The organism is Methylobacterium segetis, assembly GCF_004348265.1.
Lineage (GTDB): Bacteria > Pseudomonadota > Alphaproteobacteria > Rhizobiales > Beijerinckiaceae > Methylobacterium > Methylobacterium segetis.
The window spans coordinates 1-16,657 of record NZ_SMNT01000067.1 but is presented as its reverse complement, the minus strand read 5'-3'; the positions used below and the strand labels follow the sequence as shown (position 1 = coordinate 16,657).

Sequence of the window (16,657 nt, the reverse complement as noted above, 5' to 3'; positions counted from 1 at the left end):
CCGCTTTCCACCCCATCCGGCCCTTCGCCAGCGGCGATCGAACCTCCGCTCGGGGTCACTTTGACGCCTTCTCCTCAACCGCGCCGAACGTCCGCTCTCCCACCTCCCAAGCCTCGAAGCGGACGAGCCGCTTCCGGCCACCTTCGGCCGGCAGCTTCGTGCCCGTCCGAGTCGTTAAAGCCATCTTCGTCGATCCCCGGAAGCGGACATTGGCCGGCAAGTGACCGAAAGCGCCTCGCGACAGGTCACTCAACAGCACGAAGCCGAGAGCTGACGGAGTTCATGCCCCCTTCTCCGGCCGTTCCATGCCGAGCATGTAAGCCACTGCCAGGATGTTAAAGCTGTCGGTCTCCCGGCCTTCGAACCAGAACAAAGTCTTGTCGCCCTCCTCGACCACCTCGATGAGAAAGCCGCGCGCCGCAAGGAAGCGCAGCGCGTCGCTCAACAGGCGGTCACCCTCGTACGGATCGGTTCTCATCAAGCGAGCAGCCTTGATCTTCGCGGCCGGAGAGCACCTCGATGAGGTATAGGAGAACGCTGACCTCGTCAGTCCGCTGCGCGCTCACCTGGTCCCATCTGCAAGGACAGAAGCAGATGGAGAGCGGCTAACCCTGCGCCCTCTCGCTAACGGATGAGTACGCTACTGCACCGGATGCGCCCGATTTTGGGTCCGCTGTACTAATCCGGATCTAGCGCCTCAACATTATTGCAAAGCATGCTGGATTATTTCATCACGTCGGACGTGGCAAGAAAGCGTTCACCACCGACAGCTCTCGAAGAAACTGCGCGGTTCGTATCAGCGACTACTTACGTAGCCCGGTCGTGAGAAGTGTAGCTTTTTGCTTGTGGCGATGCTTCAGGTGCTACGGAGAGGCGCCGCTTTCCTTGTCGAGATAAGATTAATCATCCGATGGGCCCAAAGGTGTCCGAGATCCAAGTGGTCATCATCGACAGCGATCCGCTGTTCCGCGCCGGGGTGGCCTACACCCTGAACGCCGAGGCCGACATCACGGTCGTCGGCGAGGGGGCTTCCGCCTCGGACGCGTTCCGGCTCGCGGTCGCCCTGAAGCCGAACGTCGTCATCCTCGACATCGGGATGCTGGGCGGCGGCGCGGAGGCGGTCGAGACGTTGGTCGCCCAATGCTCGGACGTGAAGATCCTGATGCTCACGAGCATCGTCGACGACCAGCATGTCTGCTCGGCGATGCAGGGCGGGGCCTGGGGCTACGTCCTGAAGGGCGTGAGCGGGCCGGAACTGGTGCAATCGGTCAAGGTGATCCACCGCGGCGAGCGCTACGTCACGCCGGCGCTGGCCGCCCGCCTGTTCGCCCGGCCCCGCCCCGCCGCCTCTAAGCCCGAGCCGACGCCCTTCTCCAGCCTCACCGGCCGCGAGGAGCAGATCCTCACGCTGCTGGCGGAGGGCCTGAGCAACAAGGAGATCGGCGGCCGCCTGGAGATCAGCGAGAAGACGGTCAAGCACTACCTGACGATCATCCTCGACAAGCTCAACGTGCGGAACCGCGTGCAGGCCGCCCTGCTCGCCTCCAGTCACCTGAGCTTAGAGGCCGTCCGATAATCCACGGAGCGCGCAAAGGGCCGGATGAGGATCATGGCGGCCGCAGCGTGGAGGCTCGTGATCGTAGGAGGCATTCGATCTGGGGGATCCTCTCAGCCCCACTGATTGATCGGGCCGCTGCTGTCGTAAGTCTGATGCCGAATGAAAAACGCGCTGCGGGCCCGGCTCTTCACGGTAGCGTCACATGACGGAGGAAGACACGCCTATAGGCGATCAACGACAGGGCCACGCCTTGAGGAGTGCGGTCGCAGCAAGATCGCCCGCTCTGTGGCGCCGGCCTTCCGGATGATCAGTGAGGTGCTTGCAGACAGCTTCTTTCACTTGCTTGGCAGAAACCCCATCAGGAACGCAGAATGGTCTCACTTCTTCGGCAGCAGGTGCTGTCGAATCTACGATGCCCATCATGTACACGTTGAGCATGCTGTCCAACTCTGCCGATATGTTCTTTTGGGAACAGAGTTCCTGCAGCCTGATGCCAGTCAGGTAAAAGGCGTAGGCGTGATCGGGCACCCAGGCGAGCATTAGAGCCAGCGCGAGTCGTCTCATCATACCACCCTGTGCTCCTGGAGGGCGCTATCTACGACACGGGCATCACACCACTTTGAGTGTTAATGACCGCCAAACAGCCGCTCGAGTCTTTGCTTGGACTCCCAATGAGTCAAAGATCCACTGTTCCCCGAGCATGGAAGTAGGTGAATAACCGGAGAAGTTTAGCGAGAGGGGTATGGTGTTTTTTACCGCACAGGTGCCGACTGCCGCAAATGGGTGAGGCAGGGTCTCTCATGGCCGCGGTGTCCTGGCCTGAGCGGATCAAGTTTCTGCCGGACGACGGCGGCTTTCCTGGTCCCTGGTTTGCTGCTTGGGCTGACGGAAAGCCGGACTTCCGCTGTGTGGCGGCGAGCAAGCTGGAGCAAGCGGTACGTCGCTCCACGATGCAGTGACTGATGCAGAAGCTTTGTTCCGCAATTGCTGCCATGCTGAGGATGGAGCCATCGCACAGGAACCAGGGAGAGCTGCGTTAGCGCTGCGTCTCTATTGGGCAAGGAGGCGCGCCGATGAGGATGCCAGTAGCTCCGGCTCATCGTACCCCACGCGTCTCGCGAGCAGCCCATACTTGTCGACGAGAAACATAAGATAGGAATGATCGACGCTGTAGCTCGCGCCCTGCGTAGATCGGCGCTCGTACTTCGCGCCAAAGGTCGCGGCGACGGTGGCGACGTCTCGAGCCGAACCGGTGAGACCGACGATGCGGGGGTCAAACGACTCCAGGTAGCTTGCCAAGCTCTTAGCCGTGTCGCGCTCGGGATCGATCGTCACGAACAGCACCGCGAGGCGGTTCCCGTCCGCGCCCAATCGCTCAAGGTGCCGTGAGAGATCGGCGAGCGCGGCCGGGCAGAATTCCGGGCAGTGGGTGTAGCCGAACAGAACGACGAATGGCCTCCCGCGCAGGTCGGCCATGCTGAGGTGAGTGCCCCGATGGGTGGTGAGCGAGAACAGGCTGTCCAAGTCGACACCGACCGGCCGGCCGGCATGCTCCATCTCGGCGGCAGGGGCTGGCGCCGGTAGCGAAAGCGCGGACAGAAGAAGCACCGCGGGTACATGCGCCACCGCGCGGAATAGCTCCGCCACTCTCATCATTCGTCACCGCCGGGCAGGTGCAGCCGGATCGCCTCAATGATTCTCTCCACCGGCTGGTCATGGTAGAAGTACGAGCGGGTGAGGCCGCCAGGATCGACGAGGTAGAAGTACGTCGTGTGATCGATCCGCGGGCCGGTTTCCTTGAGGCTGTCGTTCCCGTGCATGAATTCACGGCGCACCCTGAACTGGCGCGCCGCCGCGAAGGTCTGGGCGCGCGTTCCGGTGAGGCCGAGCAGCCTCGGATGGAAGTTGCTCACGAACTGCGCGAGCCCCTTGAAGTCCGGCTTCTCCAGCGAGAAATCGACGAAAAGGGGTTGGATGCGATCAGCCTCCGCGCCCAGGGCATCGAGCGCCTTCTGCATCGTGACGAGGGCGACCGGGCACGCCTCTCGGCAGCCGGTGTAGCCGAAGTAGATCAGCATCCAGCGCCCACGGAAGGTCGTGTCTTGGACCGGGCGGCCGGTATGATCGACAAGCTCGAAATGTCCGCCCAGCGCGTGCGGATCCGGGCCGGCGTACCCCACGGCCGGGATCATGATCTCGCGCTCGCTGATGACCTCGCCTGGATGATGGTGTTCATGGGCGACCGAAACCGCTGTGAACGCGGCATAAGCCAGCAATGCCGACAGCGGGAGCATCGTCTTCCTCAGGGCGTTCTCGCGCACGGTCGGCCTCCCCGCATCGATGCGCATCCGGTTCTGCATCTCAGATGCTGATGGTGGTGAAGGCGAAACCTTCGTAGAGGCCCTGGCCGGCATTGTGCCGCCTGCGCGTGATCCAATCCTGAAACTCGAATGTGACGCGATGCGTCCCTCGCGGACCCGAGGCCGTATTGATCAGCAGCATGCGCCGCTGCGCGGTCGTCAGGAAGAAGGGCTGGCCCGGTGGGATCGTGAGAGGCGCATTCCACGGCTCATTCAGAGCGTTTCCATCCACGCCGATGATCGTCGCCGCCAAGCCCTCGATCGTCACCTTTATCACCGAATAGCTCGCATTCAGGAGACGAATCAGGATCTTCTGGCCTGGGTTAGCAAAGATGCGCTGGGCATCCGTTGGGACGGTTGGCCGTGTCGGCGTTCCGGTGATCAGGAAGTAGCGCGGCTTGAAGATGTTCAGGCCGACATCTTCTCCGCACAGCCCAGCGTCGTGGTTGAGCTCTTGGTATCGTGGATCGATGTCGTCCAGCACCCAGAACTTCTCGACATCGTACTCAGGACCGCCCGCGAAAGCCGGCACCTTCCCATTCGCGTTCGGCTTCGGGTCGACGATGAGCAAGCCGTACATGCCCATCTTGAAATGCAGAACCGTGTTCTTGTGGCAGTGATAGAAGTAGGTGCCCGGCTCTGTCGGCTGCCACTGGTAGATGTAGCTGCCGGTCACCTCGAAGGAGGTGTGCCCGACGCCGTCATTCATCGTCGTGGGCTCGATGCCGTGATGGTGAATGGTGTGTGACGAGGTGCGCGCGCTGAACTTCGTATGGACCAAGTCTCCCTCTTGCACGCGGATCAGCGGCGACGGGAGCGACTTCTGGCCCGGCGCTCGGAGGGGATCCTCAAAGCCCCAGTGCCGGAGCTGTCGCCCGTCAGGCATTACCAGATCACCATCCAAGAAGGCTTGGCGCTCGAAATAAACGTTGGCCGTGACAAAGTCGGGCGTCTTCGAATTCTCACGGAAGACCTTACAGCCGAATGTGTCGAAGGTTTCCGGGCCCTTGACCCCCGTCTTCGTGAAATCGATGTTGCCGGCCGAGACATCACCCGGTCCCGGTACGCCTGTCGATTTGGGGCCGAGCGGAGGTAGCGCCTGAGCCGCCACCCCGGCGCTCGCACTGACTGCCGCAGCGGCCGTCGCGGTCCCTACGATGTTGGTCTGGTTCGGCATGCCAATGACTCCGACAAGCAATCCCGTCTCAGCGCGCGGCCAGCTTGCTCTTGGGACGCCCGTCGACACCGCCGAGGATCTCGAAATGGGTGACCATGCCCTGCGGGTAGTTGCCGCCCGCGGCCGTCTGCGACATCTCGGTGTGGCAGTGCATGACGTAGCGAAGCGGCAGGGGCTCCTGCGTCTGGCCGGCCACCATCCTGGTGAACTGCCTGGCAGCCGGGTTCGGATTGGCAACGGGTATGCGCGAGGGAATGTCGGTCGGCACCTCGAACGGCAGCAGTACATCGCGCCGGAGCAGCGGAAACATCGACCACGTATCGAGCGAGAAGATGTTGCGCGAAACCGTCACGGCACCGAAATTCGGCGAGAGCGGATCGAGTTCGGGCTCGGTGAGCTGGAACACGTCGTTGCCGTGGATGTGGTTCGAGTGCGTGGCTAGGCCTGCATTTGCGACCCGCAAGAGCGTCGGCTCGCCGATGAAGTTCCTAGCGACAATGTCTTCTCCTTCAGCCGCATCGAAGCCGCTTCGATTGTTGATGGTGAAGTAGCGCGAGACGAAGTTCCCGATCACGTCCTTCGTCAAGGTGGGGCTTGATCGGATTGCTCGTCCCGGCTCGATCAGCGCGCTGAACTTGGGATCGACGTCGCAGAGCAGCCAGATCTTCTCTTGAATGGAAAATTCAGCGTTGGACGGCGCAGGCTGCCATTTGCCGCCGGGGAACCGCGGAGTTGTTCCGAAAGCGTCAAACAGCCTACTGATCGCAGTTCGTTGAGCATCGTCAAGCCTGTTGAGGCTGTACGGCGTCGGGCTGCCGGCCGCCGTTGTCCCGGCCACAGGCTCCACGATCAGGACGCCATGCAACCCGAGAATGCGGTACAGCGGGCTTCCTCCAAGCCCGTCATGGTAGAGGTAGGTGCCGGCTGCCGGAGCGATGAAGCTCACGGTGCCCGAACAGCCGGGCCCGAGTTCGATCTTGCTGCCTGGAACCTCCGTGACCTCGAAGGTGTGCGCCTCGCGCCGGGTGTTGCAGATGGTAATCTGCACGGCGGCGCCCTCTTTGACCCGGAGTACCGGACCCGGGACGCGCGGCGCTACTGAGCCGCCGAGAAGCCCGAACCCGAGCATGTTGAGCACGGTGCCATCGATCATGGTCGTGGCGACGTCAGCGATCGCGAGCTTGAAAGTGGCAGCCGTCGTCGAACTTGTGCAGGGAGCGCAGGCCGTTTGCGAAGAAGTCGGCCCGGGTGAGACGCCCATCGTCGCGGCAGCGAGGCTTGCCGCGCCCAATCTCAGCACATCTCGCCGGGCTAATTGCGCGGGAGTTTGGGATGGGCTGATGGCGAGCGAGGCTTGCACATCATCGGTCTCCAGCGGCGATCGGCTTTCCAGTTCGAAACGTGGTGCATCGTGCATTCCGGCTCTCCGCTGAGGCCCGGGCAAGAGGCCGCACTTCGCATTCTGCCCGGATCAATCGCCCGAAGCTGTCACTTCTCCTGTCAGACAGGCATATCCGAACAACCCAAGAAGTAATCGGACCAACGTCGTAGGAATTCGTCAATTTTGGCTTAGTCGATATGATCGTACGCGACGGTACGTGCGCTCGCAAATAGGCTGTCTGCGTGCCTCAGTTCCTCGTCGGAGATGATGCTGGGCCCTCGAAACCTGCAGGCGGTTGCTCAAATGTTAAGGATCAGCCTGCCCCGATCCCGCTGTGATCTGTTTCGGTCCGCCGCTCGCGGCATGGAGCCGTACGCGCAGCACTCGTGCCGCACTCGTTCTCATCGCGCGCGTGTCACTGGATCCGTGACGAGGAGCTCAGGAGGGCCGCCATACGACAGCCTGAGCCCTAGCAGATGTCTGCTTCCGCGGCTTTGATGCGTAAATCGGCCAGACTGCTTGCGGCCAATAGTTGCCGTTCCGATTTGCGCCCATTCTCGTCACACAAGCGAGCGGAGCAGCATCTCTGAAGCGGTCATTGCTGTGGACCGATTTAGGGATTGTCGACGTCATCGGCTCCTGTGTTGCCGCGATGAATTCGGCTGACGTCGGCGTCGACGCTCCCAGTGAGCCTACCTGGGTCGTCTGCGCCCTGTCACAGAGCTGACATGGGGCGCAACTGACCACACTCCTCGTGTTCGGATGGGGCTAGAGCCTGAATCTCGCCGCCGCGTTCCGAGCACATGCTTGGGCCGCACTGACCGTCTTAAGAACCGACTCGACGGATCATCTGAAATGCGGCGCGGTCCGCACCGCGATCCTGCTTGCGCAGCCGGAACAGCGAATACAAGAATAACCACGGCAAGTTGAACCTAATCCCTGTACTAATCCGGATTAATGCATTAGTGAGCCAAATGCATTAGCCGCTCAGTCCAATTGATCTCAGTTTATAAATCCTAAAAACTGCCCCAACAGATGGGGGCGAATCATGAATTGCTCGGGCCAGTGCGCGAAACCTCTGCCCATTGCCGAGACGGCTTGGCCCGATGGCGAGCGGCAATCCTTCCTGCTCTATTGCGCGCGGACCGGCTGGCAGACCGCGCGGCGCTTTGAGGGCAAGTGGGTCGACTCGGCGACCCTGATGGAGGAGCTGTCGCCCACCCACATCCTGCCGGGCCTGCCGCTGACGGCGCCGCGGCACGCCCAGGCACCGGCCAACCGCGATCCGCTCGCCTACGGAGCCTATTTCACCCGGGCGCTCGTTCGACTCCACGCGGAGAGCCGCTACAGGGTCTTCGTGGACATCGAGCGGGTCGCCGGCCGTTTCCCGGATGCGATCTGGCATGCACCCGGCGGGGCGCGACCCGTCACGGTGTGGTGCTCGAATGACTATCTGGGGATGGGCCAGCATCCAGCGGTGGTCGAGGCGCTGATCTCGGCGGCGCAGCGCAGCGGCGCCGGCGCGGGCGGAACCCGTAACATCTCGGGCAACAGCCACCCAGTCGTGGCCCTCGAGGCGGAACTCGCTGATCTGCACGGCAAGGAGGCGGCCCTCGTCTTCAGCTCGGGCTACGTCTCGAACCAAGCAAGCATCGCGACGATCGGGCGGCTGATCCCTGGCTGCCTGATGATCTCGGACGCGGACAACCACAACTCGATCATCGAGGGCATCCGCCAGTCCGGCTGCGAGAAGGCGATCTTCCGCCACAACGACCTCGCGCATCTCGAGTCGATCCTGAGCGCCGCGCAGGACCGGCCGAAGATTGTGATCTTCGAGAGCGTCTACTCGATGGACGGCGACGTCGCGCCTGTCGCGGCGATCACCCGGCTCGCCCGCCGCTACGGAGCAATGACCTATCTCGACGAGGTGCACGCGGTCGGGATGTACGGAGCCCGCGGCGCCGGCATTGCCGAGGCGCAGGGCGTGTCCGGTCTCATCGACATCCTCGAGGGAACGCTAGCGAAGGCGTACGGCGTGGTCGGCGGCTACATCGCGGCGAGCATCCCCATCGTCGACGCGATTCGGAGCTGCGCACCCGGCTTCATTTTCACCACGGCCCTGCCGCCCGCGACCGCGGCGGCAGCCTGCGCATCGATCCGCCACCTCAAGGGCTCGGACGCGGAGCGCTCGGCCCAGCGCCGCCAAGTGGCGGCAGTGAAGGAGGCTCTCGCCGCAGAGGGCCTTCCGGTCCTCGACAAGGGAACGCACATCGTGCCGCTCCTCGTGCGCGACGCGGCCGCCTGCAAGGCAGCGGCCGACCGGCTTCTTGACCGGCACGGGATCTACATCCAGCCGATCAACTATCCGACCGTGCCGCGGGGTCAGGAGCGGCTGCGCATCACCCCGACCCCGCTGCACACAGACGCGCAAATCGCGGCCCTGGTGGGGGCGCTCGCGGAGGTCTGGACCGCCCTCGGTCTCGCGCGCGCCCCCGGTCGCGCGCCTTCTCTCTGACGGCTCTGGGAGCGACGACGATGCGACCGGTGCGCCTTGCCGCCTCGCTCGGGGCCGCCGTCCTGGCCGGCGGCGCCTTTTTTCACGGCAGCCGGCCGCCCACCCGCATGGAAGCCCTCGCCGCTCGCGGCGACGCGCCGGCGAGCGCGGCCACCGGATTGCAGAAACGCGGGCCGGAAATCCCGGTGCGCGCCGAGTTCGCCCGCGTGGAACGCGTACCGGTCACTCGGACCGGCGTGGGCTGGGTCGAGCCCGTCTCGACGGTCAGGGTCAGGGCGCGGATCGAGGGCGAGATCGTCGAGCGCCTCGTGGAGGACGGCAGCACGGTCGCAGAGGGCGACATCCTGTTCCGGATCGACGACAGCGAGATCCGCGCCGTCGTCGCCCGCGACGAGGCGGCGCTCGCGAAGGATCGCGCGACGCTCGCGCGTCTGGAGGCGGACCTCGGCCGGGCCCTCGAATTGCGGGCCCGGAGCGTCTCGACCCAGGTGCAGGTGGACCAGCTCACCGCGGAAACACGGGCCGCCGCAGCCACCGTCGCCGCCGCCGCCGCCGAGGCAACGCTCCGGGCCTCGCGGATCAAGCTCGGCTATACCGTGGTGCGGGCGCCGATCGCTGGCCGCGTTGGCGTCGTGCGCAATGCCCGCGGTGATCTCGTCGGACCGGCGGAAGGCCCGACCGCGGCGCTCCTCACCATCACGCCGATGAGCCCGCTCCAGGTAAGCCTCACGCTCCCGGAGCGCGACCTCGATGCCCTGCGCGCGGCAATGTCGGCACCCGGCGAGCGCCCCGCCATAGCGGTCTTCCTCGGCAACGCCGATCGCCCAGCGGCGACGGGCCGGGTCCGGTTCATCGATTCCGCGGTGGATTCAGCGACCGGCACGATCCTCGTCAAGGCCCGCGTGCCGAATGCGGACGGAGCGCTCTGGCCGGGCCAGTATGCGCGCCTGAGCCTCACGCTCGATGCGGGCTCGGACGCCGTGACGGTGCCCCTCGCCGCCCTCGTGCAGGACCGAGCCGGGACGGCCGTGTTCGTCGTCCGACCGGACGGCACGGCGGCGCGGCGCCCGGTCGAGCCCGCCGAGACGGTGGAGGGACGCGCTGTGATCCGCTCCGGCCTCGGCTCGGGCGAGCGCGTCGTCGTGGAGGGACAGGCGCGCCTATTCGAGGGCGCGTCGGTCGCAGTGGAGAGCCGCGCCATCGCTTCGGCCGGTGCCCAGGCTATGCCATGAACATCGCGGCCCCTTTCGTCCGGCGCCCCGTCGCCGCCATCCTGCTAGGGCTTGCGCTCCTCTGCGCGGGTGCCCTTTCCTACCGTCTCCTACCGGTCGCGGCACTGCCCCGCGTGGACTTCCCCGTCATCCTCGTCTCGGCACAGCTTCCCGGCGCGAGCCCGGAGACGATGGCGGGCGCGGTCGCCACCCCGCTTATCCGCGAGTTCGCGGCGATCCCGTCCCTGCAGACGATGAGCGCGGCGAACACCACCGGCACCAGTGCCATTACTCTGGAATTCGCGCTCCATCGCGACATCGGCGAAGCCGCCGCGGATGTTCAGGCGGCGCTGGCGCGGGCCCAGCGCCACCTGCCGACGGAGATGCCGACCGCGCCGACCTACCGAAAGTTCAATCCGGCTGATGCGCCCGTCCTCCTCGTCGCGCTGACGAGCCGGAGCCTGCCTCTAGCCCGGCTCGACGGCATGGCTCGAACCATCCTGTTGCCTGCCTTGACCGGGGTGCCGGGCGTCGGGCAGGCCGTGCTGCACGGGAGCCAGAAACGGGCCGTACGCATCCGCCTCGATCCACGGGCGCTGCTCGGCCGTGACCTCGGCCCGGACGCGGTCGAGCAGGCAATCCGCGCCGCAAACGCCCAGACGGCCGTCGGCACCCTGATCGACGGCGAGCGTCGGGCGGCGCTGAGCGCAGCCACCCAGTTCGAGGACGCTGCCGGCTTCCGGGACCTGATCGTGGCGACACGGGCCGGCCGGCCCTTGCGCCTCGGCGAGGTGGCCAGCGTTTTGGATTCGGTAGAGGACGACCAGTCGGGGAGCTGGCTCGATGGCGAGCCGGCCCTCGTCCTCGCCGTCCATCGCGAGGCGGGCTCAAGCGCAGTTGCGGTCTCGGACGCGGTGCGGCGGATGCTGCCGCGGCTCTGGGCCGACCTCGGCAGTGAAGCCGCCCTCACCATCGTTACCGACCATTCGGTCGGGATCCGCGAGGGCGTCGCCGACGTGCTGACGACGCTCGTCGCCACGAGCGTGCTCGTGGTTCTCGTGATCCATCTCTTCGGCGGAGGGCTCGGCACCACCCTGATCGCGGGCCTCACCGTGCCGCTGTCGGTCGCCGGGACCTTCGGGGCGATGCTGCTCCTCGGCTACTCGCTCAATGCGATCACGCTGCTGGCGCTCACCCTCTCGGTCGGGCTCGTGGTTGATGATGCGATCGTCATGCTGGAGGGTTTCCAGCACCACCGCGAGTCCGGCTTCCGCCCGGTTGAGGCGGCGTTGCGCGGAGCTCGCGAGATGGGCTTCACCATCGTCTCGGTGACCGTGTCACTGATCGCGGCCTTCATCCCCGTCCTGTTCATGGGCGGGATCGTGGGGCGGATCTTCCACGAATTTGCCGTCACCGTCTGCGTCGCGCTGGCGCTGTCGGCCCTCATCTCGCTGACCCTGACGCCGGCGCTTGCCGGCCTGCTGCCCGGCTGCGCTCGGCCACGGGACACCGGAGTGCGGCGCGCCTTCGCGCGGGTGCTCGCGCTCTACGGCCAGAGCCTGGATTGGTCGCTGCGCCACCGGGCTCTTGTCGTCCTCCTTTTCCTCGCGACCCTCGGCGGAACAGCCGCGCTGGCGCGGACGATCCCGCGGGGGTTCTTCCCGCAGGAGGATCTGAGTCTCGTCACGGTCTCGACCGAGGCGCGGCCCGACATCGCCTTCCCGGCGATGGCCGCCCTCCAGGCACGAGTGGATGCGGTGCTGCGCGCCGCGCCCCACGTCGCCCACGTGGTCTCCAGCATCGGCGGGCCGGCGGGCAATGGTGGGGCCGTGAACCAGGGGCGCGTCTTCGTGGAGCTGAAGCCGAGGCCGGAGCGCGCGGGCCTCGACATCGTCCTGGCGGACCTGCGACGAAGCCTAGACGCCATCCCCGGCATCGCGAGCCTCGTGACGCCCTACCAGACTCTACGCGGCGGTCGGCAGGGGCGCAGCCAGTACCAATTCGCCGTGCAGGGGCCGGACCTCGAGGAGATCGGCCGCTGGTCGACCCACCTCGCCGCGGCGATGAGCCGGGATCCGCACTTCGTCGGCGTCACTACTGACCTGCGAGACGCCGTCCCTCAGATCACCCTTCGGATCGATCGCGACAAGGCCCGCCTCCTCGGCATCGGGACCGATCAGCTCCGCTCCGTGCTCAATCTCGGCTTCGGGCCGCGCCAAGTCGCGACGATCCAGACGGGCGCGGACATCCACCCGGTCCTCGTCGAGTTCGTGCGCCCGCCGAGCGGCCAACCCGCGGACCTCGACGCGATCCGTCTGCGCGCGGCCGGCGGTGCGCTCGTGCCCCTCTCGGCCTTCGCGCGGGCCGAGCCCGGCCTCGGCCTCCAATCCGTCAACCAGATCGGACTCTTTCCCGGCGTCACCGTCGCCTTCGACTTGGCGCGGGGCGTCTCCCTCGGTGAGGCCATCTCGCGCATCGAGGCACTCCGCGCGGAGGCCGAGCTGCCCGCCTCCGTGACGGTTATCTTCCTCGGCACCGCCCGCACCTTCCAGGAGAGCGGCGGCAGTCAGGGGCTGCTCGTTCTCGCGGCCCTGCTCACGGTCTACGTGATCCTGGGCGTTCTCTACGAGAGCCTGTCCCATCCCCTGACGATCCTGGCGGGGCTGCCGGCGGCGGCCTGCGGCGCGCTGCTCGCCCTCGCTTGGGCCGGGCTGAGCCTCGATCTGACGGGCATGATCGGGATCCTGCTCCTGATCGGTGTTGTAAAGAAGAACGCGATCATGGTGGTCGACGTCGCCCTGACGCGCCTCCAGGCGGGTGAGGCACCCGCCGCAGCCATCCGGGAAGCCTCCCTGCGGCGTTTCCGGCCGATCGTTATGACGAGCCTCGTCGCCATCGTCGGTGCCGTGCCGCTGGCCTGCGGCTTCGGTGCCAGTCCCGAGATGCGCCAGCCCCTCGGGATTGCGGTCGTCGGCGGGTTGCTCCTGTCGCAGATGCTCACCCTGTACGTGACGCCGGTCCTATTTCTCTGCATCCAGGGGGCCTCAAGTTCACTCTCGGGGCTCGTCCGCCGTGCAGCCGCGCCGCGCCCGTCCGGTGGCGTGTTCCCTCGAACGAGGGGTGACGGATTCGAGCCGCGCCTCTGACATGACCGGCATTTTGAACCGAGCCCTCGGCCGGACTAAGGGCCCGACGCCTTAAATCTCAGTATTAACATTCCGCCGCATTCGCTCTCTCCACTCTGTGTAGAGGCCGGACAATATAGAATTGCGCAAAAACCCAAACTCACTCGATTTTTCCTAAAACTCGTGATTAATACCCCCTAGTTAGTTACAGTACTCATGTAGTTCTAGGTAAATATTTTCTCTATCGGAGGGATTAAAAAAGTGTTTACTGATGTGGAGTGAGGAGCGGTAGTCGCTCCCGCTTCGCGATCAATCCAAAATTGCACGGGGGGAACGATCATGGCCACCCAGAACCCGAACTTTACGGTCAACCAGGATGACCTGGCCTATATCCTGAAGCAGATCGTGATCGCGGAGCGGGAAACCGCCGGCGAAACCTTGCAGCAGATCATCGGGCCGAATGCTGCGATCCTGCCCTGGGGTCTGCGCCACGTCGACGGATCGAACAACAACCTCTTGCCCGGGGGCCAGTTCGTCGGCGCCGCCGATCAGATCCTCCCGCGCCTGCTCGATCCCAACTTCCTGAATGATCAGGATGGAGACACGATGCCGTTCGCGCCCGGCATGGCCGTCGACAACACCGATTACGGTTCGGTCGGTTCGCCATCATTGCCAACGGTGAACGGCGGCCACACAGGCAACGTGGCGGATGCGGATCCCCGCATCATCTCGAACCTCATCGTCGACATGTCGGTGAACAACCCGGCCGCAATCGCTGCCTGGTTCGGCAATCCGCTCGCGGTTGCGGCCTGGGAGGCGGCGCATCCCGGCAAGACGGCGGTCGCCCCGCCGAAGCCCGGTGAGACGCTCGGGGCAAACGAGATCGTGCTCACCAACGAAGACTTGTCGGTGATCCCGAACCAGTCGCCGGACATCGGCCTCTCGCCGCAGTTCAACGGCTGGATGACCTTCTTCGGCCAGTTCTTCGACCACGGCCTCGACCTCATCACGAAGGGCAACAACGGGACGGTCTACATCCCGCTGCAGAAGGACGACCCGCTCTACGTCGAGAACAGCCACACGAATTTCATGGCGCTGACGCGCTCGACCCCCGTTGCCGGCCCCGGCGCGGATGGCGTGATGGGCACGGCGGATGACACGAACCACGAGACGGTCAACACGACAACGCCGTGGATCGACCAGAACCAGACCTACACCTCGCACCCGTCACACCAGGTGTTCCTGCGCGAATACATGTTCTCCGTCGATTCCGACGGTGATGGGGTCAATGACTCGCACGCCGTTTCGACCGGTCGCCTCCTCGACGGTGCTAATGGCAGCATTGCGACCTGGGCCGATACGAAGGCTCAAGCGCTCCGGATGCTCGGCATCAAGCTCGACGATTATGATGTTCTCGACGTGCCGCTCCTGCGCACGGACGCCTATGGCAACTTCATCCCGGGTGCGAATGGCTACGCCCAGATCGCGACGCCGGACGGCTTCGTCGAAGGCACGGCTGATGGCATCTCCGTGCCGGCGAACGCGCTCCGGACCGGCCACGCCTTCCTCAACGACATCGCGCACCACGCCGAGCCGGTGATGGTCGATCACGACCACAACCCCGCAACGCCCGCGATCCGCCAGACCGCTGACCTCGATGACGGCATCGTCGATGACGGAAACGCCCTCACCTACGACAACGAGATGCTGGACTCGCATTTCGTGACCGGCGACGGCCGCGGCAACGAGAATATCGGCCTCACCGCGGTTCACACGATCTTCCATTCCGAGCACAACCGGCTCGTCGAGGCGAACAAGCAGACGATCCTAGCCTCCGCGGCGAACGGCGACGTCTCGTTCCTGAACGAGTGGCTCGTGAACGACGTGACCTCCGTTCCGGCCGACACGTCCAAGCTCGTCTGGGATGGCGAGCGCTTATTCCAGGCCGCGAAGTTCGTGACCGAGATGCAGTACCAGCACCTCGTCTTCGAGGAGTTCGCCCGCAAGGTCCAGCCGGCGGTGAACCCCTTCGTGTTCACGAACACGCCCGATATCAATCCGGCGATCACGGCCGAGTTCGCGCACGTCGTCTACCGGTTCGGCCACTCTATGCTGACCGACAAGATCGACCGGCTCGACCTGAACATGAGCGCGAGCGACATCGAGCTCTTCGATGCCTTCCTCAACCCGCAGGCGTTCACCGCGAGCGGCCTCACCGCAGCCGAGGCGACCGGTGCGATCGTGCGCGGCATGTCGCGCCAGGCCGGCAACGAGATCGACGAGTTCGTGGTGAGCTCGCTGCGCAACACACTCCTCGGCCTGCCGCTCGATCTCGCGGCGCTCAACATCGCCCGCGGTCGCGAAGCCGGCGTGCCGGCCTTCAACGTCGCCAGGGCGCAGTTCTACGAGGACACCGGCAACATTGACCTGAAGCCCTACGACAATTGGCTGGCGCTCGCCCAGAACCTCAAGAACCCGCTCTCGATCGTGAACTTCGTGGCGGCCTACGGCACGCATCCGCTGCTCCAGGCCGAGACCACGATCGAGGGCAAGCGCGCGGCGGCGCTCGCCCTCGTCATCGGCAGCCAGGAAACTGTTCTTGGCGATCCGACCACCCCGGCCGATGACCGCGTGATCAATGGTGCTGCCGTCGACGATCGGCTCGACTTCCTCAACTCGACCGGCGCATGGGCCGGCCACGAGTCCGGCCTCAACCTCGTCGACCTCTGGATCGGCGGGCTGGCGGAGCGCAAGACCGAATTCGGCGGCATGCTGGGCTCGACGTTCAACTACGTCTTCGAAAATCAGATGGAGAACCTCCAGAACGGCGACCGTCTGTACTACCTCAGCCGCCTGCAGGGCCTGAACCTTCTGAACGAGCTCGAGGCGAACACCTTCTCGGCGCTCGCCATGCGCAACTCCGATCTCGGCGACACGACCTCCTCGCACGTGGCCGGCAACCTCTTCGACACGCCCGACCTGACGCTCGAGATCGACCAGACGAAGCAGATCGACACCGATCCGGTCCAGGCCAACGCGATCCTCCAGGCGATCGACCCGAAGGTCACCCGGCATGCGCCCGGTGCCGACGTCAACAACGACGGTCACGCGGATGGCGGCTACATCCGCTTCTCGGGCGGCGAGCACGTCGTGCTCGGCGGCACCGAGGGCAACGACACGCTGATCGGCGATCGCGGCATCGACACGCTCTGGGGCGACGGCGGCGACGACTACCTCAATGCCCAGACGGAATCCGACCAGGTCTTCGGCGGCGACGGTGATGACATCATCGTCGACCCGTTCGGCGACAACTTCCTGCGCGGTGACGCG

Annotated in this window: 11 protein-coding genes; 5 read left to right on the top strand and 6 right to left on the bottom strand. The window is 65.2% G+C overall.

The window, feature by feature from the left end:
• Nucleotides 1-280: 280 nt before the first annotated feature.
• Nucleotides 281-445 (bottom strand): hypothetical protein, encoded by a 165-nt coding sequence (locus E1J50_RS27420; protein ID WP_165937905.1) that lies wholly within the window; start codon nucleotides 443-445, stop codon nucleotides 281-283.
• 477 nt (nucleotides 446-922) lie between these two features.
• Here E1J50_RS27420 and E1J50_RS17170 point away from each other — a divergent pair, with 477 nt between their 5' ends.
• Nucleotides 923-1,576, top strand: coding sequence for a LuxR C-terminal-related transcriptional regulator (locus tag E1J50_RS17170; protein WP_165937904.1), 654 nt, complete (start codon nucleotides 923-925; stop codon nucleotides 1,574-1,576).
• 213 nt (nucleotides 1,577-1,789) lie between these two features.
• Here the strand turns inward: E1J50_RS17170 and E1J50_RS17165 are convergent, their stop codons facing one another.
• The 5 genes from E1J50_RS17165 to E1J50_RS17145 form a co-directional block, all read right to left on the bottom strand.
• A complete protein-coding gene (locus E1J50_RS17165; protein WP_132255060.1) occupies nucleotides 1,790-2,125 on the bottom strand; it encodes a Rap1a/Tai family immunity protein in 336 nt (111 codons plus the stop codon).
• A 483-nt stretch (nucleotides 2,126-2,608) separates the two neighbouring features.
• On the bottom strand, nucleotides 2,609-3,205 hold the full coding sequence (locus E1J50_RS17160) for an SCO family protein (RefSeq protein ID WP_165937903.1): 597 nt from the start codon (nucleotides 3,203-3,205) through the stop codon (nucleotides 2,609-2,611).
• Between the two features lie 5 nt (nucleotides 3,206-3,210).
• Nucleotides 3,211-3,879 (bottom strand): SCO family protein, encoded by a 669-nt coding sequence (locus tag E1J50_RS17155; RefSeq protein ID WP_165937902.1) that lies wholly within the window; start codon nucleotides 3,877-3,879, stop codon nucleotides 3,211-3,213.
• Nucleotides 3,880-3,919: 40 nt separating this feature from the next.
• A complete protein-coding gene (locus tag E1J50_RS17150) occupies nucleotides 3,920-5,095 on the bottom strand; it encodes a multicopper oxidase domain-containing protein (protein WP_165937901.1) in 1,176 nt (391 codons plus the stop codon).
• A gap of 28 nt (nucleotides 5,096-5,123) precedes the next feature.
• Complete coding sequence (locus E1J50_RS17145; protein WP_132255056.1) at nucleotides 5,124-6,512, bottom strand: multicopper oxidase domain-containing protein; 1,389 nt, start codon at nucleotides 6,510-6,512, stop codon at nucleotides 5,124-5,126.
• 1,165 nt (nucleotides 6,513-7,677) lie between these two features.
• Between E1J50_RS17145 and hemA the strand changes: the two genes are divergently transcribed.
• From hemA to E1J50_RS17125, 4 genes are all read left to right on the top strand, one after another.
• The gene (hemA, locus tag E1J50_RS17140) at nucleotides 7,678-8,991 is read left to right on the top strand and encodes a 5-aminolevulinate synthase (protein WP_132255072.1); all 1,314 of its coding nucleotides are present in this window, start codon (nucleotides 7,678-7,680) and stop codon (nucleotides 8,989-8,991) included.
• 20 nt (nucleotides 8,992-9,011) lie between these two features.
• On the top strand, nucleotides 9,012-10,223 hold the full coding sequence (locus E1J50_RS17135; RefSeq protein ID WP_132255055.1) for an efflux RND transporter periplasmic adaptor subunit: 1,212 nt from the start codon (nucleotides 9,012-9,014) through the stop codon (nucleotides 10,221-10,223).
• Nucleotides 10,220-13,348 carry an efflux RND transporter permease subunit gene (locus tag E1J50_RS17130; RefSeq protein ID WP_132255054.1) on the top strand — a complete coding sequence of 1,043 codons (3,129 nt, stop codon included), beginning with the start codon at nucleotides 10,220-10,222 and terminating at the stop codon, nucleotides 13,346-13,348. Before E1J50_RS17135 ends, E1J50_RS17130 begins: the two co-directional genes overlap by 4 nt.
• A 318-nt stretch (nucleotides 13,349-13,666) precedes the next feature.
• Nucleotides 13,667-16,657: peroxidase family protein (locus tag E1J50_RS17125; RefSeq protein ID WP_281024580.1), on the top strand; the 2,991-nt coding region annotated here is incomplete at its 3' end.